This window comes from Pelagicoccus albus (genome assembly GCF_014230145.1).
Lineage (GTDB): Bacteria > Verrucomicrobiota > Verrucomicrobiia > Opitutales > Opitutaceae > Pelagicoccus > Pelagicoccus albus.
On the sequence record NZ_JACHVC010000012.1, the window covers coordinates 1,041,864 to 1,062,824 of the forward strand.

The window sequence follows — 20,961 nt, forward strand, 5'->3', positions numbered from 1 at the left end:
GATTCGCCGAGCCGTAGAAAGGCAAAATAAAAAAGCGGAACCCTTAAGGGTTCCGCTCGGAAAATTAAGAACTTACGTCCCGAATTTGACTACTGTTCGATAAATTCGAACTGCGTCGCAGCGCGAGCACGCAAGCGCAGGCCTTGCAGACGAATGAAGCCGGTCGCGTCGTCAGGGTTGTAAGATGAAGCAACGCCTTCCATGGAAGCTACGTCTTCGTCGTACAAGGAATACGGGGACTTACGCCCAACAGTTGTGACGTTACCCTTGTAGAGCTTGAGGCGAACGGTACCTGTTACGCTCTTCTGGCTGTTGTCGATGAAGGCCTGGAGAGCCTCGCGCTCTGGAGCGAACCAGAAGCCATTGTAGACGAGCTCCGCATATTTTGGGATCAAGCCGTCACGTAGGTGCTCAAGATCGCGGTCCATGGTGAGGGACTCTACTTGCTTGTGACCCATCATGAGGATCGTTCCGCCTGGTGTCTCGTACACGCCGCGGCTCTTCATGCCGACGAAGCGGTTTTCCACGATGTCCACGCGACCGATGCCGTGCTTACCTGCGATCTTGTTCAGTTTGTAAACCGCTTCAGCGGGCGTGACCTTCTCGCCGTCGATCGCCGTGCAGTCACCCTTCTCGAAATCGAGCTCGATGTACTGAGCCTCGTCCGGAGCATCCTCAGGATCCACCGTGAGCTTGTACATGGACTTGTTTTCCGGAGTGGTCGGGTCGAAATAGGGATCTTCCAAGATACCCGCTTCGTAAGAAATATGCAGCGAGTTGCGGTCCATCGAGTAGGGCTTGGAAGCAGAGGCCTCGACGTCGATGTTGTTGTCCGCACAGTACTGGATCATCTCGGTACGACCTGGGAAAGCCTTGCGGAACACTTCCATTCTCCAAGGTGAGATGATTTGCAAATCAGGAGCGAGGGCCGCGTAGCCAAGCTCGAAGCGAACTTGGTCATTGCCCTTACCTGTAGCGCCGTGAGCAACCGCATCAGCTCCCACCTTGCGGGCCAATTCGATGTGAGCCTTAGCAATCAGCGGACGTGCGATCGAAGTGCCGAGGTAGTACTGGCCTTCGTAAATCGTGTTCGCGCGCAGCATCGGGTAGATGTAGTCCTTGGCGAACTCGTCTTTGAGATCGAGAGTGTAGTGGGCGGAGGCACCAGTGGCCTTCGCCTTTTCTTCCAAGCCGTCGAGCTCTTCTTCCTGACCCACGTCAGCCGCGAAGGTAACGATTTCCGCGTTGTAGTGATCCTTGAGCCAACGAACGAGGACTGAGGTGTCCAAGCCGCCTGAGTATGCGAGTACGATTTTCATAGAAATTGAATTTGCTAGGTTTGAGCGCGAATGGACGCGAATATTACCAAATACTCAACAATTCATTCGAATCCGTTCACGCGAATTCTCGTTTTCCGAAACGCTATCTGCGATTGGCTTCCGCAAGCACCGACATGATAGCCTTTTGAGTGTGGAGACGGTTTTCAGCTTCGTCAAATATGACCGACTGCTTGCCGTAAAGTACATCCTCTTGAGCTTCCATGCCGACATATGCAGGAAGGTCATGCATGAAGAGCGCCTCTGGCTTGCCGAGTTTCATGAGATCCGCGGTTACCGAGTAAGGTTTCATCACCTCAATGCGTTCCGCCGATTCCTCTTCTTGCCCCATGCTCACCCAAGTATCGGTGTAGAGAACATCCGCATCCTTGGCTGCCGCTTCGGGGTCATTGGAAAAGCTCCATGTCGCCGCGTGGCCGCTCTCGGCCAAGGTCGCTTTGATGTCTTCACCCGGCGCGTAGCCTTCTGGTCCGGCCAGCACGAGCTCCATACCGAACATGGCTGCACCCAATATCCAAGAGTTTGCGATGTTGTTGGCAGTGTCGCCGAAGTAAGCGATCTTCTTACCCTTGAGCGACTCTAAGAAGTTCGTCCCATCCGCCCAACGCTCCGCCATAGTGAAGGCATCGGTGTAGATTTGGCATGGGTGCAGATAGTCAGTAAGCGCATTGATCACCGGGATACTTCCCAACTTCGCAATCTCCTCTACCTCCGACTGATCGTAAGTGCGGATGATCAGACCGTGCAGAAAGCGCGAAAGCACATTCGCCGTATCGTAAATCGATTCGCCACGACCGAGCTGGATATCGCTCTTGTTGAGGAACAATGGGTGCCCACCCAATTCGTTGATACCCACGTCAAAGGAAACTCGGGTACGAGTACTCGATTTTGAAAAGATGAGCGCCCAGCTCTGCCCTTTCAGGGTAGGTGGCGTGTGCTTTCCACGTCCCTTTTTCAAAGCGTGGGCTAGCGTAAATACCTCTGCGGCCTGATTGATAGTGAAATCAGTTTCCTTTAGGAAGTGTTGCATGAATCGTTGTTGGTTGTTGGGTATTGGGTAAATGGTTACGTCGTAGCGGACAATTCCGCTACCCTTTCGGAAACGACTGACTTCAGAACCTCCAAAGCCTCGTCAATCTCTTCGCGAGTCGCGATCAATGGCGGCAAGAAGCGGATAACATTTCCTCCGGCAGGAGGCACGACCAGACCTGCTCTTCTCAGCCTAGTCACCATATCGAATGGAAGCTCAGCAATTTGGATACCGAGCATAAAACCTCGGCCTCTTGCATCCAAAACATAGTCGGGAAACTCCGCTTTCAGGGCCTTAAGTTGTTCCAAAAAGTAAGCTCCATTTTCCGATACGTTTTCGAGTAGGTTCTCATCCTCTAGTACCGATATGGTTTCCAAGGCTGCAGCGCAGATCAGCGGTGTTCCGCCGAAAGTCGTACCGTGAGTACCTGGAGCAAAGAGAGGTGCGTGCTTATCATCAATCCAAATTGCTCCAATGGGAACACCCCCTCCTAGTCCTTTTGCCATGCCAATAGCGTCGGGCCGGATACCGGCTTGCTGGAATGCAAAAAAGGTTCCAGAGCGGCCTGCTCCACACTGCACTTCATCGATCAGAAGCAGGATTCCCTTCTCGTCGCAAAGTTTACGTAGCCCTTGCAGAAACTCGATTGAACAGGGCCGGATACCGCCCTCGCCTTGTATCGTCTCGACAAATACAGCTGAAACAGAGTCGTCAATCTTGTCAGCGAACGCCTGTAGGTCGTTTAGAGGAGCCGCCTCGAAGCCAGGAACCAAAGGACGAAATCCGCCTTGGATTTTCTCCTGCGGAGTCGCGCTCATTCCGCCAAAGGTCCGGCCATGGAAAGCCTGTTCCGCTACGATTACTTTGAATTGCTTGGCCTCCTCGCCCGACTTCGACTTTCCGTAGAGACGAGACAGCTTAATCAGCCCCTCGTTCGCTTCAGCTCCGCTATTGCAAAAGAAGACTTTACCTCCTCCTCCAGCGAGCTGGTTGAGTTTGGCCGCCAGATTGGCTTGGTTCTCGTTGCGATACAGATTGCTGATGTGAATAAGCTTCTCCGCTTGCGCTTGGATAGCGGATACAAGCCGTGGGTGGCTATGGCCCAGAGTGAGGACTGCGATTCCCGAACAGAAATCGATGTATTCCTTGTCATCATCATCCCACACGCGAACCCCGCGTCCACGTGTGAACGTGATAGGCGGCAATCCATAGTTGCCGAGAACGTTGTCCTTATAGAGCTGCTCGGTATTTTGTGTGGTCATGATGATCTTGAAATAGCGGTTCAGCAATCTCTGCCCGCTTTTGTTTGGTTTTACTTAATGACAAATCTCCGTTCCGATACCTTTATCGGTGAAAATTTCTAGGAGAAGACTGTGCGGTAATCTACCGTCGATGAAGTGGACGCGATGCACTCCGGCATCTAGGGCTTTAACTGCACTCTCAACTTTAGGGAGCATTCCAGCACTGATGGTTCCATCTTTCTTGAGCTTATCGATTTGGTTCACCTTGAGAGTAGAGATAAGTGTATCCAAGTTCTTAGGATCTGCCAACAATCCAGGAACATCGCTCATGTAAACCAGACGCCGAGCACGCAAAGCACTCGCTACACAAGCTGCAGCTACGTCTGCATTCACATTGTAAAGCTGTCCTTTTTCATCGACCGCGACCGGCGAAATCACAGGGGTGTAACCATCTTTGATAGCCTTCTTGATGATCTTTACCTTTACACTGGTGATGTTTCCAACAAACCCAAGGTCCACCGGATCGCCGTGTACGTCTGTATCCAATTTTTCACATTGCAGAACATTCTCTCCAGGAATCCCGAGAGGGCTGTCTTTGCGAACCTGCAACATCTCGCAGACTTCTCCATTCACCTTGCCGCTCAGGACGTCTCGCACAACTTTTACAGAATCCTCATCAGTGTACCGAAGACCGTTTACGAATTTCGTTTCGATTCCCTGCTCACTGAGGGCTCGACTGATGGCCTTACCACCACCGTGAACCACCACAGCGTGGATACCAACCGCCGATAGAAAGGCTATATCACCAGCAACCCGAGCCCGAATCTCGGGATCCGGGTCATCCATAAAGCTACCGCCGTACTTGACGACGAAGGTCGCGCCACGGAAATTCTGCACATAGGGCAGAGCTTCAACCAATACAGCCGCTTTGGAAATAATTTCCTGCATGTTCATAGTTCTAAAAAAGAGTTGAGCCCTATTCGCTCTTGTTGAAATCGACGTAGCCTTCGGTCAAATCACTCGCCCTTAGTCGATAACTGGATTCGCCTGCGTGCATGTTTATGTGAATAGTGAACCTCCGTTCGCTGACCACTTGCTTCCACTTTGGCTTGTTCTCTGGTATCGGCGTACCGGATACGAGGGCGGGTATTTCTCCATAGGAAATATCTATTTTGTCCGGATCGAACTCCGAATCCGCATACCCGAGAGCATCCATCAGACGTCCCCAATTGGGATCATTACCGAACCATGAAGTTTTGACTAACAAAGAGTTACCAATCGCTCTTGCTATGTTCTCAGCACCTTCCTCGTTGTCAGCTCCTGTGATAAGAAGCTCCACTACTTTCGTGATACGCTCTCCATCTGCGACGATCTTGTCGGCCAAGTTGTCACAAATCAGAAAGAGGGCTTCCTTAAACGTTTCAAGGCAAGCGTCGTCCAGCGTCACCCCAGACTCGCCATTGGCTAGGACCAGTACCGTATCGTTGGTGCTCATATCTCCATCCACAGTGATAGCATTGAATGTGTGCTTCACTGTTTCTGAGAGAAGCTGTTTCAACACAGTTCTATCTGCCGCGATATCAGTGGTGATGAACGCCAACATAGTCGCCATGTTGGGCTGGATCATCCCTGCCCCTTTGGCAGATCCAGCGATCGAAACAAGCTTTCCGTCCACTTCGAAAGTGGCGGTACAGGTCTTCTTTTTTGTATCTGAGGTAAGGATACAGTTCGAAAAAGACTCACCATCGACATCGCCGTTTACAATACCGGCTCCCGACTTTGCAATAGCCGGGGAAATCCGATCCATTGGCAGAAGATCGCCAATACGGCCAGTTGAACAAACGAGAAAAGTCCCCGCTTCCACACCGCAAGCGGAAGCTGCTTGATCCCCCATGGTCTTGGCATCGACTTTTCCCTGAGCCCCTGTGCAAGCGTTGGCGTTCCCGCTATTGGCAACGATCCCATATACGGACCCGCCTGAATTGAGCACGCCTTCGCACTGCAAAACAGGAGCTGCCTTAACTCTATTTTTCGTAAAGACGCCTACCGCAGCACAGGGAGTTTTAGAAAACACAATTCCTGTATCCAACCGGTCATTACCTTTCCGACGAATATCCGCCGATACTCCGTTTGCAAAAAAACCTTTAGGGTCAGTGACTCCTGCTGTGTTAGGGGTGAATTTGATTTCGCTGGTCATAGCCTGTTTTGCATAAATTAGTTTAAACCACCAAATCACGAAAGTGACTTGGCTTTGGAACACGGGAACCCTAAATCAAGCCAGTGGTTTCATCCCACCCCTGCCACAGATTCAGAATCTGAATTGCTTGTCCACTGGCTCCCTTAACCAGATTGTCCTCGGCCGAAGTAATTACGAAATTGCCGGTTCTGTCGTCCTTCACCGCCGACATGTCGACTCTGTTAGTGCCTACGACGTACTTGGTATCTGGTCTTGTACTGCTGGGCAGGATACAAACAAACGGCTTATCGCTGTAGCACTTTTCCCATTCCGCATACAGTTCCTCGAGAGTCGCCCCTGCCGAGGGAACGGTGATCGTGGTCGCGATACCACGGTTCATGGGAGCGAGATGAGGATTGAATTGAATAATCACCTTGTCCTCGGCTGCCTTGCTTAGCTGCTCCTCGATCTCCGAAAGGTGGCGGTGCTTCGGCAAACCGTAGGCCTTGGAGCTTTCGTTCACCTCACAGTAAGAAAACGCTTCTTTGCTCTGCTTTCCAGCTCCACTGGTTCCGCTATAGGAATTGACGACGATGTGCTCTTTGCTAACCAAGCCGGCTTTTACCAATGGCAAAAGCGGAACTAAAATACTGGTCGGATAGCATCCCGGACAGGCGAAGAGCTCCTTCTGTTCCCAAGCGTCATCGGAAAGCTCTGGCATGACATATTCTGCCTTGGCGAGTAGATCTACATCCGGATGTGACGCTCCATAAAACTCCTCGTAAATAGCGGGATCGGAAATCCGGAAATCCGCGCTCAGATCGATAACCTTTTTGCCAGCATCCACTAAGTGCCGAGCGTATTCTGCTGCCGCTCCATGAGGCAGAGCCAAAAAGGCAACATCGATATCCTCCCGAGCAGCCAACTCCGCTGGATCGGAGTTTTCGAAAAGCATGTCGTCCAACACACCTCTCATGGCAGGAATCACGGAGCTGACAGGTTCGCCCGCTTTGCTCCGTGAGGTGACGGCCTTCAAGGTCACTTTTGGGTGAGCGGAGAGGAGTTTGACTAGAGTTTCTCCCCCGTATCCGGAGGCGCCCACGATGGCAGCGTTCATTTTAAGAGAAATTTGGACAGAGTTAGCCGTCTAGCGGTAGCGGTCGCTTCCTACGGGTAAATGAGTTTAGGATCAAAAAGGCAATAGTGCCTGAGTTAAGAATAGAAAAAGCCCTCATGGTACATACCAGTGAGGGCTTTCGAAAAATTCTGCTGATAAGCGAATTAACGCTTGGAGAACTGGAACTTCTTACGTGCCCCTGGCTGACCGGCTTTCTTACGTTCCTTCATGCGAGGATCGCGGGTAAGCAGACCGGCTTGCTTGAGCGGAGAACGAAGTTCACCGTCGAGCTTGAGAAGTGCACGAGCGATACCGAGGGAGATCGCGCCAGCTTGTCCGCTGTCACCGCCACCTTGTACCTTCGCGACGATGTCGACCTTGTCCTTAAGCTCGGAAGTAACGAGCGGGGAAAGGGCGATACGCTTGAAGTTATCGTGCGAGAAAAAGTCTTCGGTTTCCTTGCCGTTTACCACGATCTTGCCGGTGCCTTCTTGAAGGCGAACGCGAGCGACTGCAGTTTTACGACGGCCAGTGCCTAGAAATACGTTTGATTCAACGGACATGACTTAAATGAGCTAGAGATTAGAGGGAGATTGCCTCTGGGTTTTGTGCTTCGTGCGGGTGCGACTCGCCAGCGTATACCTTAAGCTTGGTGAGCATCTTGCGAGCGAGGCGGTTCTTAGGGAGCATGCCCTTAACTGCGTGCTTTACCACGAAGTCTGGTTGACGCTCTTGCATCTGCGATACGCTGAGGCGCTTTTCGCCACCTACGTAACCGCTGTAGAACATGTACTGCTTCTGCTCTTCCTTCTTACCAGTGAGGGCGATCTTGTCGGCATTGATAACGACAACGAAGTCACCGGTGTCCACGTGTGGAGTGTAGGCAGGCTTGTTGCGGCCACGTAGAATGTTTGCGATCTTCACAGATAGGCGTCCAAGTACCTGATCCTTGGCGTCGATCACGTACCACTTGCGCTCTACTGTTTCCTGTTTGGCTAGAAATGTTTTCATCGGATTTCGAGAAAAAGAGCAAAACACCTAGCCTGCGCCGGAGTCTTGTCAATGGTTTAGTAGAATAATTTTCGAATGCCTCGCATTAGAATCCGAAGCTGATCGAGGCACTACCAAACAGGCTGCTGTCAGGCACGAGGGCACCAAAGTCGTTGGACGCGTAGTGAAGTCCGAAGGAAAGCCGCGACGCGTCACTCAACTCAATCGGGTAGATCAGATCCAAGCCAAAATAGCTATAGTCCTCATCACCATCGAAATAGCCAAGCGTTCCGGTCGCTTCAAAGGGAAAGCCCTCCAAGGGCACCGCGACGGTTGCAGACAATTCCGCTGCCGACTCTGAGAGATCGAAATCATGGAAAAGGTAAAGCGATGGAGAGACTGTACCGAGCTCTGCAAAAATTCCGGCGTGCGCTTCGCTCGAATCATCGTCTCCCGAAACGAAATGACGTGTCAGCCCCACATCGAGAGCTATTTTCCGACTCAAGGCCCAGCCGTAACCGGCGTACAGGTCGAGTTCGTCGTCAAAAAAATCTGGAGATCCTCTGTTCTCCAACGGCCGAACCGCCCAGGCTCCGGCGTAGAAATCACCTTCGCTGAACTCAATGGAAGGAAATACCGTCAGATCTGCCGCTTGCAGCCCCCTATCAACATAGAGGCTGCTTACCACGGCTTCCGCATAGACATCCGCGTCGCAATAAGGGGCTGATAAAACAATAGAAAGGAAAGAAACGGTTGTCGGAGAAAGTCGTTTGAGCTTCATGAGGAGTCGGAACACGGTAGATAAATAGTAGGAACCTCGGATTTTGCTAACCAAACTTAGCGATTTCTACTCGCAAACCAAGCTTAGCCAACAAATGAACAAACTTAAGATCAGCTGCCTTTTGGCAGCAGCAGGAGTCGGTATCGGCGCTTTCGGAGCCCACGGGCTAAAGCCACAGTTGTTGGCCAACGATTCCGTATCAACTTGGGAAACCGCGGTTTTTTACCACTTGATCCACGCCGTTGCGCTTTTCGTTCTGGCGAATTCCAGCAAAGTAACTGGCACCTGGGCCTTCCGGCTCTGGACCGTCGGCATTATTTTGTTCTCGGGATCGCTCTACGCCCTCTCACTGACAAAATGGTCCGTACTCGGCCCTATAACTCCACTCGGTGGAGTAGCCTTCATCGCCGGCTGGATCACGCTAATGTTCGAAGCCAAGTCAGCCAAGGCCTAGCTCATCCCGCCGATCGATGTCTCCCGTCCGCAGAGCATTCCATATAGAGCTGCCCCGCCCGCTGAGACAGGCTCTACACTCTTTGGAAACCCAGGGAGGCGTTTGCCGCGTGGTCGGAGGGTCGGTGCGTGATGCATTGTTGGGCATCGCCCCCAAGGATTTCGATGTCGAGGTTTACGGGCTGGAGCTGGAAAACATCGCCAAGGCTCTAGCCCCACTGGGAAAAACCGACTTGGTCGGAAAGGCTTTTGCCGTAGTTAAGCTGTGGACCCACGGGGAGGAATATGACTTCGCCATCCCTCGCCGCGAATCCAAAACCGGCAGCGGCCACCGAGGTTTCACCATCGAAGCCAATGCCCACCTCAGCGAATTCGAAGCGATTCAGCGGCGAGACTTCACCATCAACGCTCTCCTTTACGATCACTCAAAAGGCGAAGTCATAGACTACGCGGGCGGACTGGAGGATTTATCCAATGGAATCCTACGCCATGTCAGCCCTGCCTTCGAGGAGGACCCGCTGAGAGTTCTGCGGGCAATGCAGTTCGCGGGTCGCTTCAAGCTGGAGCTCCACGACGAGACGGCGGAGCTCTGTCGCAGAATCGGGCACGAGTATTGGACCCTCGCCAAAGAGCGAATCTGGCTGGAGTGGCAGAAATGGGCCAGCAAATCCAAGTCTCTCGCCCACGGCATGCGGGCTCTCGAGAAGTCGGGCTGGATTTGCTATTTTCCGGAGTTGAACGCATTGCGAGGTCTGCCCCAAGATCCCCTTTGGCACCCTGAGGGCGACGCTTGGACTCACACCCTGCATTGTTTGGATGCTTTGATCCGCGAGACGGATTGGCTGGAGTTGACCGAATCCCAAAGAGCTCCCCTCGCCTTCGGCGTCCTCTGCCACGATTTAGGAAAAGCTCGCTGCACACGCTGGGCTCTGAAGCGGGGAGAAAAGCACTGGATCAGTCCGGGTCACGACAACCAAAGCGTCTGGCTGGCAGAGCAATTTTTCGAATCCATGCGCTCGCCTCTCGAAATAAGAGAGAAGGTCATGACTTTGGTCGGAAACCACCACTTTCTGAATACCGCGCCCGATGAGGGCCACAGCGACGCCTCCATTCGACGGTTATCGAAGCGGCTCGCTCCGGCGACGACCCGACAACTGGTTTATGTGATGAAGTCCGACCACTTGGGTCGCCCTCCGCTCGTATCGGAAGCACAAACCGCTCGGATAGCGAAATTCGAAGAACGTATTCGAGAACTGGATCTGGTTGAATCCGCGCCAGCCCCTTTGCTCCTAGGGCGCCACTTGGTGTCTCGCGGGCTGAAGCCAGGGCCAGGATTCAAGCGAATCCTGGACCAAGCTTACGATGCCCAGCTAGGAGGCAGTTTCCGAAACGTGGAAGAAGCGGAAGCTTGGCTGGAGAAAAACTGGAATAAGCTTAATTGCTAATTCCCAGAGCCTCAATCTCGATCAGAGCTCCCGCTGGAAGCTCCTCAATGGGAAAGGCGGTACGAACCGGCTTCTCCGGATTCAACTTCGCGTGGTCAAAGAATCTGCGATACGCATTGTTCCATGCCCCAAATTCCGCCCCGAAACTGTCCTGAATATTCAAATACGCCCGAAGTTGGATGACATCCGGATAATCCAAGCCTTCCGCAGCCAAACGCTTCTCCATAGTGAGCAAGGACTGCATGGCTTGATTATAAATGTTCTTTTCGTTTCGATCGATCACACCCGAAAACCAAGTTAGCTTCGCATCGCGAGCCACCGCCACAGAGCGACTGAGGAAGGAAGACTCCGACCCTTCGCGCCAAGCAGGCCCTTTCGCCTCACCTTCCGCTAGCGCCGGACCAAAGGGTCCCGTGGCGTCTGGAAACACAGCATAAAACTCGATCTCTACAATACGGCCGGTGGAGCCAAAGCCAGGTGCGGAAAATACACTTACTGGCGGAATGCCATTTGCGGTCTCCGACCAAAAGGATTCCCACGCTGCATCGAAACCTTCGAAGTCGGTCGAACGAGATCCCTCCTCATCCGTAACCGGACTCAGCATCACCCGGACAAAAGCCAAGTCCGCTCGACTCAGTCCCCAACTCTTCAATACATCGTCAAGCTTCGAAAGGGCCGAGGCGCTTTGCTGTTCCATGGAACCAAAGCCAGCCCCTTCGCCCGGAAGGGCATCAGCCAAAACTCCGGAAGTGATCAGCATACTCGAATAAGGCTTAACCGCTCGCAAAGAGACGCTTGCATCTTCAGGCATGGAAATCCGCTCGTTCGCCCATGTGGTGGAAAGCTCTCCAAAAGTTTCCGGAGCCGAGGCCACCACAGCATCCATCGCCAAGGTTGCTCCGCCGGGCAAGGCACTCACCCCGATCGAGGTGCGCGTGGGCGCTTCTTGCTCACCTTCGAATGCGGCGCTGAACGCTTCTGACCATTTGCTCATTGTTGAGCCCATGCCTTGTCCCTTTTCGGACAGCAAGTATCCGCGTACATTTACCACGGAATCCAGAGAGATTCCCGCAGATTCGAGATCGCTTTCGAGTTCCTCGAATACACTCGTGGCCGCATCGAGCATGTCTTCGCTATCACTTGTGTAAGATTTTGTGAATACAATTGAAGCCAAAGGGTCCACGGTGGCGGCGGCACTGTAAGGGGCTCCTTCGAGTGGAGTTATTTCAAAGACAGGTTTCGACCAGACAAGAGTGGCCAAACATACGAAAAAGGCGGTTAGGATTAGGCTACGCATAGGCCGGCCTGACAGCAATTAAGGTGCCACCAGTGGCGCAGGCTTTGCTGACATCGCGACCCGATGTCTAGTAACTTTCAACGCAGGGAATTCCTGCGCCTAGCTGGCTTGGGCCTTGGCCTCGGCGTGAGCGGAAACTTCGCTCTGGGCGCAGACAAATCCAAAACTCTAAGCGTCGCCCGCGAGCACACCAATTATCATGCTTTTGGAGAAATGCCTTTGGTCCGAGCGTCGCAGGATCGAATCGTGAAGGAAACGGTAGGCCTGCGTCCTTTCCGGGAGTCCGGTCCGAATTTGACTCATGAAAAAATTGGAGAGAAGAGCGTTTTCCACAACTACGGCCACGGCGGCTCCGGCTGGTCGCTTTCTTGGGGTACGAGCACGCAAGTTACGCAGGAAGCACTTTCGACCGGGGAAGAGGAATTCGCGGTCATCGGCTGCGGCGCGGTGGGCCTCACTTCCGCGATTATTCTGCAGCGTGCTGGAAAAAAGGTCTCCATCTACAGCAAAGACCGCCACCCCAACATCACCTCCAGCGTCGCCACTGGAGTGTGGTCACCAGACTCGCGCATTTGCCTAAAGGAGTATGCGACCGAGGAATTCGGAGCGTGGTGGAACAAGACCTGCCGAACTTCTTTCAAGATGTACCAGACTTTCCTGGGCTTGCCGGGATCGCCCATCGAATGGACCGATTCCTACGCCGTTTCGAACAAGCCTTGGGATGCGGAGCGGGAGAAGGATCCCAACGACACACAGCCAGAGTATGGTCATTTCAACGACTACGTTAAGGACCTGACGCCTCAGTTCGTGGAGTTGAAGAAGAGCGAGAACCCGTTCAGCGAACCTTACGCAAAAAAGGGATCACGTATGATCTTCAACATCTCCGCCTACCATCAGACCCTGCTCAACGAGTTCACCAGCCTCGGCGGGCGTTTGTACCATCGCGAATTCACCAGCCCATCGCAATTCAGCGAGTTGCCGGCTCCTGTCATTATAAACGCCACTGGACTGGGTTCAAAAACCTTGTTCAACGACAAGCAAATGCGGCCCGTCCGCGGACAATTAACCGTTCTCGTGCCTCAACCGGAGTTGCACTATGGTTTCGCCAACGAAGAGGCGTACGTCATCCCAAGAAGAGACGGTGTAGTGCTGGGAACCATAAGCAACGGCATCATAGACTCAACCGACTTGAATGTGAATCCTCAGCAAAGTTACGATGCGGTATCAGCCATCGCCAAATCGATGACCGCTTCAAAGATCGCCAAGAGTCTGGCCTAAGTCCGCAGTCCCTCTCATAATTTCAAAGATCGGCTTCTTTCGAGGAGCCGATCTTTTTGCGTCCGTATCGAGGCTTTTCATACGAGAATTCACAGCTGCTGCGAACTGATGCTTCTATAGAGGTTCGAGGAATAAGCTTCACCCCATCAACAACGAACAAGAAATGTGGAAATAGAAAACAGGCGATCTGCCTTCTCGACACTAATCCTCATAGCAGGGCGCGTATTCGCAAAACACAGACTACGCACCGCTATCAGAGCGATAGCACACATTCTCCTCCAAGCAGGCGCAATCTGTTCGTTCAAGGTCCGAACGACGTCTCCCAGAACCTAAGACCCAACATCCAACACCGCTCCAACGTCGGCGCAATCAGTCCGGAATAGATCCCGTTACCCTGAACTCATACGACCACCAAGATAGGAAATAATCTATGACAAAACTGATTCTGACCCTCTGCGCCTGTGCCGCTCTTATGCTTTCCGTTTCAACGAATGCCTATTCCCAAACTTCCGCAAAAGCGCCCATGCCAAAGGTCATCTTTTTCGACGTGAACGAAACCTTGCTGGACCTTGAGGACCTGCGTTCATCCGTGGCAGTAGCCTTGGACGGACGAGACGATCTGCTAGCGCTCTGGTTCTCCATGATGCTCCACCACTCTTTGGTAGACGCCACTACGGAACGCTTCCACACCTTCGGGGAAATCGGTGTCGCGGCACTGATGATGATCGCGGAAAGCAAAGGGATAGAACTCACCGAAGACGAAGCCCGCATCGCTATCGTTACCCCGCTGCGCAGTCTTCCCCCTCACCCGGACGTAAAGAGCGGACTCGAACGCATAAAAGCAAAGGGCACAATCCTAGTGAGCTTGACGAATTCGTCGAACCTCGGCGTGAAAACCCAGTTTGAAAACGCCGGACTGACCGAGTTCTTTGATCAGCGTTTGAGTGTGGAAGACATTAAAACCTACAAACCGGATCTGGAAACCTATCGTTGGGCCCTCGAAAAAATGGGCGTCGAAGCCGAAGAAGCCATGCTCGTCGCCGCACACGGTTGGGATATTGCCGGAGCTAAGGCCGCGGGCATGCAGGCCGCGTTCATAACCCGGCCCGGCAAAACCCTTTATCCACTGGCGATCGAGCCAGACTATATCGTATCCGACCTCCACGAGCTTGCCGAAATTCTAGAAGACTAAGACTTCGCGTCTGATGTCTACGGACGATTCCACGAGCTCCCGACGCCAGCGAATCCAAGGACGCTGTACCTTTTGTAGAATCGCCGAATGTCACCAAGAGCGAAGTGGGTTTTCGCGTAGACACCAAGCGTCACGTCCTCAGCCAGAGTCATGAAAAGTATACCAATTGGTTCTACGATTTCATAGTTTCGATCGCCGGCAAAAGCTCCATTGAAGAGAGAAGATTCTACGGAGAAAAAAACTTCCGTCGGTGTGAAGATGAATTTCGCGAGTCGAATTGGAGCGATGGAGCGAGACTCGCATTGTTGATCTTCTGAGTGTCGAACTGGTTCTCAAGAAGAAGTTTGTCGTCATCACCCCAGCTGATTTCCATTTAAGCGATATATTTCAATCCTTTCCAAAACCGACTCTTTGCACCCAGACGGTAGTATCCGCCGAGCACGATTCCTCTTTGCTCGTTGGTGCAAGGAACAGGGTTTTCTTGGAACTGGGGTTGCTCGGCGTTTGTACGGCCCTCTCGTTCCACAAACTCGATTGTAACCAAGGGATCCTTTCAGAGTAGCTATCCGTACAATGACTGGACAAAACTCCGTAGCTCTCGTGAAAAGACATAGGTCCAATCATCGATGAATACCGATCCCTCAAAACCGTCCCCTGTTTCAGAAACCTCGGCCAAAGCCTGGCCCACAGTCGTTATCGGATTGGTCATGTTCGTCATGGGCGGATGCGGCATGGCGTACGAATACACTTTGAGCAAGCTGGCCTCCGATATCTTGGGCAACTCAGTGCAGCAATGGGCCATGGTGATCGCCATCATGCTTTTCTGCATGGGACTCGGAGCGGAAATCCAACGCTACATTTCGGATCGCCGCGTGGTGGAGGTGCTGGGCATCAGTCAAATCGCCCTTGCGATTCTAGGAGGCTTCGGCCCTTTGGCGATGCTGCACGTTTTCAGCGCCTTTCCCGCCCACTTCATTTTGACCCAATACCTTCTAATTAGCGCCATCGGCGTACTAGTTGGATTCGAGATTCCCTTGCTGACCCGCATCAACGAGCAATTTTCGGACGACGTTAAGAGCAATCTGGCTCGTATCCTAAAAATGGATTACATCGGGGCTTTGATTGGCGCCCTGGTCTGGGTCTTCCTGCTCTTTCGCTATTTCTCAATGGTGCAGACCAGCCTGATTCTGGCTCTGACCACCCTCGCCTCCGCTTCGCTCTTTGTGGCAACCTTTCGGAAAAGTGCGGCCAAGAGCGGCTTGATCCTATCCGGAGCGGGCATGGTCGCGATCGCCTGCTTGTTCGGGTTGAAGTTCGAAAAAGGTTGGACCGAAACCGCGGAACAACGTCTCTACAAGGACCGGATCATTCTATCCGAGACGAGTAAATACCAGCACATCGTCCTCACCGAAAGCCGCTCAGGAGTGCTCTCCTGTTTCATCAACGGACATCTCCAGTTCAACGGATACGACGAACATATCTACCACGAGCACTTGGTTCATCCGGCCATGAGCATCGCGCCGAGGCGATCTCGCGTGCTGATCCTCGGAGGCGGCGACGGGCTCGCGCTGCGGGAGGTATTGAAGTACGAAGACGTGGAATCGGTTACCCTCGTGGATCTGGATCCTGCCATGACCGAGCTGGCCCGCGAAAATGAGCACTTTCTGAAGCTGAACCAAGGCAGCCTGCGAGACGCTCGAGTCGTCTCGCTGCAAAACGCTGCTCTCCAACCAAGCACGCAACGCCAAAACATCACCATCAGCGGTCGCGGCTCCCTAGGCCAAGGAGCGGAGCAAACCTTGCAAGACATCCAAGTGCTCAATCTCGACGCGGCCGAATTCGTAGCTCAAGCGCCGGGACGATACGACGTGATTATCATCGATTTTCCGGATCCCAATTCCGTGGAGCTGGCCAAACTCTATAGCCAGCACTTCTACGGCTTTCTTCGCGAGAAGCTCAGCGCCGACGGTATCTTCGTGCAGCAATCGACATCCCCCTATCACGCCAAAGAGGCATTTCTGTGTATCGGAAGAACCATTACATCTGCCGGGCTCAAAGCGATTCCCTACCACGACAACGTCCCCTCCTTCGGTGAATGGGGCTGGTGGATTGGCGGGCCTGATACCATCTATGAGGAGGAAAATCTACGCTCGAAGCTGTCACATATACCCGACTTGACTGCAGAGACTCGCTACCTTACACCCGAAACAATCCGTGCCTCCCTTTCCTTTGGAAAGACCCAACTCGAAACCTCTGAAACGGCGATCAGCACTCTGACCAATCCGCGTATCTTCAACTACTACCTGGAAGCTTGGCAGCACTCAGGTGGCATTTTGTAAACGCCCACTCTCTTTCATTTGGCCCAACCCAAACCCGATCGAATCCCATGAATTCACTGCTAAAAATCGGCCTAGGCGCTTTTGCATTCCTAGTCGTGTTATCCGCGTTTCGCAGCTGCTCGTCCAGCAGCTATGAAAGAAACGGCTACGGCGACACCTACAAAATATCGGTACAGCAATTCTCTGCCGTCGACGCAGCCAGCGGGCTTGACCTGCGAGCCGCGGCCGAGTTGCTCAAAAAAGCGAGCGACGGCGAGGAACTCGAACGACTCCTCAACTCGGCTTCGGAAGGCGTGAACAATCTGGATTTGGACGAAGACGGAGCCGTGGACTACATCAAGGTCACCGAATACGGATCGGGCAACGTGAAGGGCTTCTCCCTGACCGTGGACCTCGCGGAAAGCGAAACCCAAGAGATCGCGACCATCGAGATCGAGAAATCTTCTGACGGCCGGGCCTACGTAGAGACGCGCGGCAACCAGCACATCTACGGAAACAACCACTATTACCATAACAGCTTCGGCTTCACCGACTTCCTCCTCTTGAACTGGTTGTTCAATAGCAACCGCCCCTACTACAGCTCGCCTTGGGGCTACAACAGCTACCCAGACTACTACGGTCGCTACCAGCCAACGAGCTACGACAACTACCGTCGCCGCACTTCAACCAACACCTCCAGCTGGACTTCAGCCAACAAGTCCCAGCTCAGCACGCCAGCGACTTCGCCCAATTCCGGAAAGAACGCCACCACCATCAAGGCGCCCCTCAAAAACCCGACCACCTCCCAGAAGAGCTTCCAAGCCCGCAACCCCTCCAAAAAGGTGGCCAGCGGAGGCTTTGGCCGCACATCGACCACTTCCTCCTCTTCCAGCAAATCCACCAGTTCGCCCACCATTCGCAGAACGACTACCTCGAGCTATCGGGGCGGAGGCAAATAGCGGTTAACCCTTTTGGAAATAAGCATCATGGAAAACAGCACTTTCAGCGAATTTTTCGGGACCGAAGACGCCCTTTCCCTCATCGATCCTCAAGCCATCGTATTTCTAGCCATCTCCATCCTCGTTCTCTGGGTGGGTAAACTGGTCAACGATCTCTGCACGCCCTACCAACTCAACCACGAGCTCACCCAAAAGGATAACAAGGCTATCGCCGTTTCCTTCTCGGGTTACATGTTCGCCATCGGGATCATCCTTTGGAGCGTGCTTCGGCAGGACATCGCCATAGATCCAGCCGAAGTGCAAAGCGGTAAGCAACTATTCCTGTTGGATATCGGCGGCACCCTGCTCTGGTCCCTGTTTGGCATCCTGCTGCTGCAAGTTGCCCGTATCTGCAACGACAAGCTGCTATTGCGTCGCTTCAGCAACGTGAAGGAACTGGTGGAGGACCAAAATATCGGAACCGGGGCTGTGCAAGCGGGAGCTTACGTCGGTTCGGCTTTCATCATCCAAGCCGCCACCTACGGTGAAACATCGGGCAGTCTCGTTCGCGACATCCTCTCTACGCTGGCCTACTTCGTGGTCTCCCAGATCGCCTTCATTCTCTTCTCCATGGTTTACCAGAAGCTTAGCGCCTACGACCTGCATGACGAAATCGAGCGGGACAACGCTGCTGCCGGTGTGGGCTTCGGCATGACTTTGGCCGCGGTTGGCATCCTCCTCTCGAGCTACATCATCAGCAACGACTCGATCCTAGGCTTCGCCCTCTGGTTCGCCATCTGCATTTTCCTCCTATCGGTCTGCCGCTTCGCGATCGATCGTTTCATCCTGCCGGGCTCGCTTTTGGACGACGAAATTTCGAAGGATCGTAATTGGGGCGCCGCCTTGATCGAAGGAAGTTCCGCTCTGGTCCTCGCCTTCATCCTCAGCACCTTGTTCAACTAGAGGCTCATGTCCGAAGCAGCTAATTACAGCGTTAGCGAATCGCAGAAACAGCAGTTCGCCGGCATCTACCTTCTAGAGTACATGATCAATGCTCCCAAGGTCTTCCAACTGATGCTGGAAGATGGCGAGGAGGACCTCGAGTCCATCCTCGAATGGCTGCTGGTACGGGACCTGATCGAAATCAAGGACCAGGAACGCTACGCTCCGACCGAGAAGGGCCGCAAAGCTCTGGAGAAATTCATGGGTCGCTACTCTGACTTTCTTACCTTTTTCGACGTCTTTTGCGCCGTGGATCTGGGCGAAGGATCTTTCGCCTTCGCGGACTACTACAGCTTCGATGGCGAGGATGCTTGGCGAAACTACCTTGCCCAAGAGCGTTGGGAAGACCTCCGAGTCGCGGTGGCCAACTACAAGGGGATCGACCCGGTGGAGATCGTTTTCATGAGCTTCCTCAACGAGGGACGCTTCGGCCGAACGGAGACGGGATGGGAGTTCGATCTGTTGCTGGGCAGCGTTTGGGACGAGATCCTGCAGATCTGCAACTCCGCTTTGCAAGTAGAGCAACTTGGCTACGATGACGACGAGGGAGAAGTCCCAGGGGAAGCGGTTATCCAGGACGTGATCGCCCAGGGCCTGAATCTGATAGAGCAACTCCATCAGCACGGACGCCCTTACTCCGAGCAAATCGCCCACGCGGTATCCGATGGCCCCAGCGCTTCCACCGTGGAAGCCGTCGAAGTTTTGAAGCGAAAGAGCAACGACTTCGACAATTCACCCACACCTCCCGATCGCTGGAAAGACGACTGGGATCTCTAGCTGTTCTCCTCTTTTCTCTTCGCGAATGCTGTTTCAACTCCTCAGAAAGTTCATTTCCCGCCACAGCGAAACCAGTGCCCGGCTGGGCAAGGTCGCACTCATCGCTGGCTCGCTAAATCTGGTATTTGGCTTGGGCTTCTACCTCGCGGAGCGAAACCATCAAACGGGGCTAACGGTCATCGACTCCATCTGGTGGGCCATGGTGACAATGACCACCGTCGGCTATGGCGATTTCTTCCCCCAGACTTTCATCGGACGATTCCTCATCGCCTACCCCTGCTTCATGTTGGGCATCGGCTTGTTGGGATATTTGCTAGCAACTGTAACCGAAACCGTGCTTCAGCGTGTATCACTGAAGCGTAAGGGCGCCATGACGATTAAGCACACCAACCACATCCTAATCTGCAACTTTCCAAGTTTGGAAAAAGTATCGCAGATCATCGACGAACTTCAGGCCAACCCGAACTACGCCTCCAAAAAGATCGTCATCGTTTCCAATGACCTCAAGGAGCTGCCGGCACAATTGACCAAACGCGGAATCCTCTTCGTCAAGGGGCTTCCCACCTCGGAGGAAACGCTAAACCGGGCCAACGTCACTGAGTCGGACGGCGTATTCATTTTGCCAGCCTCCCCCGGCGACCCTGCCTCCGACGCCCTCACCTACGCCATCGGATCGATAATCGAATTGATCGAGCAAGAGAGCGGGGTCCCCATCAAGACGGTGGTGGAGTTGGTCAGCTCCAGTAATCTGCGCATGATGGAGCGAGCTCAAACCGATGGCATCATCCTCGCCGACGGCATCAACGAGCGGATGATCGTACAGGAGTTCATCCACCCGGGTATTCGCAGGACCTTCGAGCAATTAATCACCTCCCGCCAAGGAAGCCAGTTCTACGTGCACCGCACCACTCTGCACGGTCAGCTCCTGCTCGATATCCAAGTCGCCGCCCTCCAGCATCCCGCCAACATGCAAGTGATTGGCATCATCAAGGGCGAACGCCATCTGCTCAACCCGAGCAAAGACACCCGTATTGAAGAAGGAGACAGCCTTATCGTCTTGGCAGATCACGTAGAAGATTTCCTGAAAATCGAAAAGGAGTTCCAACTCAAGCAACCCGCCTGATCGTTTAAAAACCCAAAACCTCAAGCAAAAGCCTTTATGAAAAACATCGTTATCAAGATCGAAAAAGAGGAGGAGTTCACCCGCTTCCTCACCCTCCACGGCTTCGAAGTGGAAGAGCTCGGAAACAGCATCTACCGCGTCGTCCGAGGCGAAGAGTTACCCGTATTTCTCAACGTCGGTGAAGAGGCCATCTACTTCGAAGTCGACCTCGGCCACTTGCACGACTTCGGCGATGCCTCCCTTCACTTCAAGTTGCTCGATCTGAACACCGAGATCCTGCCCGTCAGTTTTGGAATCAACAATACCAACCCCGAGGATCCTCGCCTCGTCCTAGTGGAAAGCCGCGAAACTGGCAGCCTCAACGACCACGAGATCCTAAGCGTATTCGACGCTCTGGAACTCGCGGTCGATCGAGCTGAAGAACTCCTCTCCTCGAGCGTGGAAAACGCCTAACCTCAGACCCTTT

20 protein-coding genes are annotated in these 20,961 nt (G+C 53.3%); 10 read left to right on the plus strand and 10 right to left on the minus strand.

What is annotated here, in order from left to right; genetic code table 11:
- Positions 1 to 89: 89 nt before the first annotated feature.
- From H5P27_RS14085 to H5P27_RS14125, 9 genes are all read right to left on the minus strand, one after another.
- A complete protein-coding gene (locus H5P27_RS14085; RefSeq protein ID WP_185661036.1) occupies positions 90 to 1,319 on the minus strand; it encodes an argininosuccinate synthase in 1,230 nt (409 codons plus the stop codon).
- Positions 1,320 to 1,422: 103 nt separating this feature from the next.
- A complete protein-coding gene (gene argF / locus H5P27_RS14090; protein WP_185661037.1) occupies positions 1,423 to 2,367 on the minus strand; it encodes an ornithine carbamoyltransferase in 945 nt (314 codons plus the stop codon).
- A gap of 35 nt (positions 2,368 to 2,402) precedes the next feature.
- Positions 2,403 to 3,629 carry an aspartate aminotransferase family protein gene (locus tag H5P27_RS14095; protein WP_185661038.1) on the minus strand — a complete coding sequence of 409 codons (1,227 nt, stop codon included), beginning with the start codon at positions 3,627 to 3,629 and terminating at the stop codon, positions 2,403 to 2,405.
- 54 nt (positions 3,630 to 3,683) lie between these two features.
- The gene (gene argB, locus H5P27_RS14100; protein ID WP_185661039.1) at positions 3,684 to 4,562 is read right to left on the minus strand and encodes an acetylglutamate kinase; all 879 of its coding nucleotides are present in this window, start codon (positions 4,560 to 4,562) and stop codon (positions 3,684 to 3,686) included.
- A gap of 22 nt (positions 4,563 to 4,584) precedes the next feature.
- Positions 4,585 to 5,805 (minus strand): bifunctional glutamate N-acetyltransferase/amino-acid acetyltransferase ArgJ, encoded by a 1,221-nt coding sequence (argJ, locus tag H5P27_RS14105; protein ID WP_185661040.1) that lies wholly within the window; start codon positions 5,803 to 5,805, stop codon positions 4,585 to 4,587.
- Between the two features lie 70 nt (positions 5,806 to 5,875).
- Complete coding sequence (gene argC, locus H5P27_RS14110) at positions 5,876 to 6,901, minus strand: N-acetyl-gamma-glutamyl-phosphate reductase (RefSeq protein WP_185661041.1); 1,026 nt, start codon at positions 6,899 to 6,901, stop codon at positions 5,876 to 5,878.
- A gap of 164 nt (positions 6,902 to 7,065) precedes the next feature.
- The gene (gene rpsI, locus H5P27_RS14115) at positions 7,066 to 7,464 is read right to left on the minus strand and encodes a 30S ribosomal protein S9 (protein ID WP_185661042.1); all 399 of its coding nucleotides are present in this window, start codon (positions 7,462 to 7,464) and stop codon (positions 7,066 to 7,068) included.
- 19 nt (positions 7,465 to 7,483) lie between these two features.
- Positions 7,484 to 7,912, minus strand: coding sequence for a 50S ribosomal protein L13 (rplM, locus tag H5P27_RS14120; RefSeq protein WP_185661043.1), 429 nt, complete (start codon positions 7,910 to 7,912; stop codon positions 7,484 to 7,486).
- 85 nt (positions 7,913 to 7,997) lie between these two features.
- Positions 7,998 to 8,672 carry a TorF family putative porin gene (locus tag H5P27_RS14125; RefSeq protein ID WP_185661044.1) on the minus strand — a complete coding sequence of 225 codons (675 nt, stop codon included), beginning with the start codon at positions 8,670 to 8,672 and terminating at the stop codon, positions 7,998 to 8,000.
- A 94-nt stretch (positions 8,673 to 8,766) separates the two neighbouring features.
- Between H5P27_RS14125 and H5P27_RS14130 the strand changes: the two genes are divergently transcribed.
- Both H5P27_RS14130 and H5P27_RS14135 read left to right on the plus strand, forming a co-directional pair.
- A complete protein-coding gene (locus tag H5P27_RS14130) occupies positions 8,767 to 9,126 on the plus strand; it encodes a DUF423 domain-containing protein (RefSeq protein WP_185661045.1) in 360 nt (119 codons plus the stop codon).
- A gap of 16 nt (positions 9,127 to 9,142) precedes the next feature.
- The gene (locus tag H5P27_RS14135) at positions 9,143 to 10,570 is read left to right on the plus strand and encodes a CCA tRNA nucleotidyltransferase (protein WP_185661046.1); all 1,428 of its coding nucleotides are present in this window, start codon (positions 9,143 to 9,145) and stop codon (positions 10,568 to 10,570) included.
- Here H5P27_RS14135 and H5P27_RS14140 read toward each other — a convergent pair.
- The gene (locus tag H5P27_RS14140) at positions 10,560 to 11,867 is read right to left on the minus strand and encodes a RidA family protein (RefSeq protein WP_185661047.1); all 1,308 of its coding nucleotides are present in this window, start codon (positions 11,865 to 11,867) and stop codon (positions 10,560 to 10,562) included. The genes H5P27_RS14135 and H5P27_RS14140 overlap by 11 nt on opposite strands.
- 63 nt (positions 11,868 to 11,930) lie before the next feature.
- On the opposite strand from H5P27_RS14140, the gene H5P27_RS14145 reads away from it, so the two are divergent.
- From H5P27_RS14145 to H5P27_RS14180, 8 genes are all read left to right on the plus strand, one after another.
- Positions 11,931 to 13,145: an FAD-dependent oxidoreductase gene (locus H5P27_RS14145; RefSeq protein WP_185661048.1), complete on the plus strand. Its 1,215-nt coding sequence runs from the start codon at positions 11,931 to 11,933 to the stop codon at positions 13,143 to 13,145.
- Between the two features lie 472 nt (positions 13,146 to 13,617).
- The gene (locus H5P27_RS14150) at positions 13,618 to 14,337 is read left to right on the plus strand and encodes a haloacid dehalogenase type II (RefSeq protein ID WP_343075585.1); all 720 of its coding nucleotides are present in this window, start codon (positions 13,618 to 13,620) and stop codon (positions 14,335 to 14,337) included.
- 626 nt (positions 14,338 to 14,963) lie between these two features.
- The gene (locus H5P27_RS14155; protein WP_185661050.1) at positions 14,964 to 16,676 is read left to right on the plus strand and encodes a polyamine aminopropyltransferase; all 1,713 of its coding nucleotides are present in this window, start codon (positions 14,964 to 14,966) and stop codon (positions 16,674 to 16,676) included.
- Between the two features lie 47 nt (positions 16,677 to 16,723).
- Positions 16,724 to 17,614: a hypothetical protein gene (locus H5P27_RS14160; protein WP_185661051.1), complete on the plus strand. Its 891-nt coding sequence runs from the start codon at positions 16,724 to 16,726 to the stop codon at positions 17,612 to 17,614.
- A 27-nt stretch (positions 17,615 to 17,641) separates the two neighbouring features.
- The gene (locus tag H5P27_RS14165) at positions 17,642 to 18,556 is read left to right on the plus strand and encodes a DUF350 domain-containing protein (protein ID WP_185661052.1); all 915 of its coding nucleotides are present in this window, start codon (positions 17,642 to 17,644) and stop codon (positions 18,554 to 18,556) included.
- 6 nt (positions 18,557 to 18,562) lie between these two features.
- Positions 18,563 to 19,372, plus strand: coding sequence for a hypothetical protein (locus H5P27_RS14170; RefSeq protein ID WP_185661053.1), 810 nt, complete (start codon positions 18,563 to 18,565; stop codon positions 19,370 to 19,372).
- 25 nt (positions 19,373 to 19,397) lie between these two features.
- Complete coding sequence (locus H5P27_RS14175) at positions 19,398 to 20,495, plus strand: ion channel (RefSeq protein WP_185661054.1); 1,098 nt, start codon at positions 19,398 to 19,400, stop codon at positions 20,493 to 20,495.
- Positions 20,496 to 20,531: 36 nt separating this feature from the next.
- Complete coding sequence (locus H5P27_RS14180; RefSeq protein WP_185661055.1) at positions 20,532 to 20,948, plus strand: hypothetical protein; 417 nt, start codon at positions 20,532 to 20,534, stop codon at positions 20,946 to 20,948.
- Positions 20,949 to 20,961: the final 13 nt, after the last annotated feature.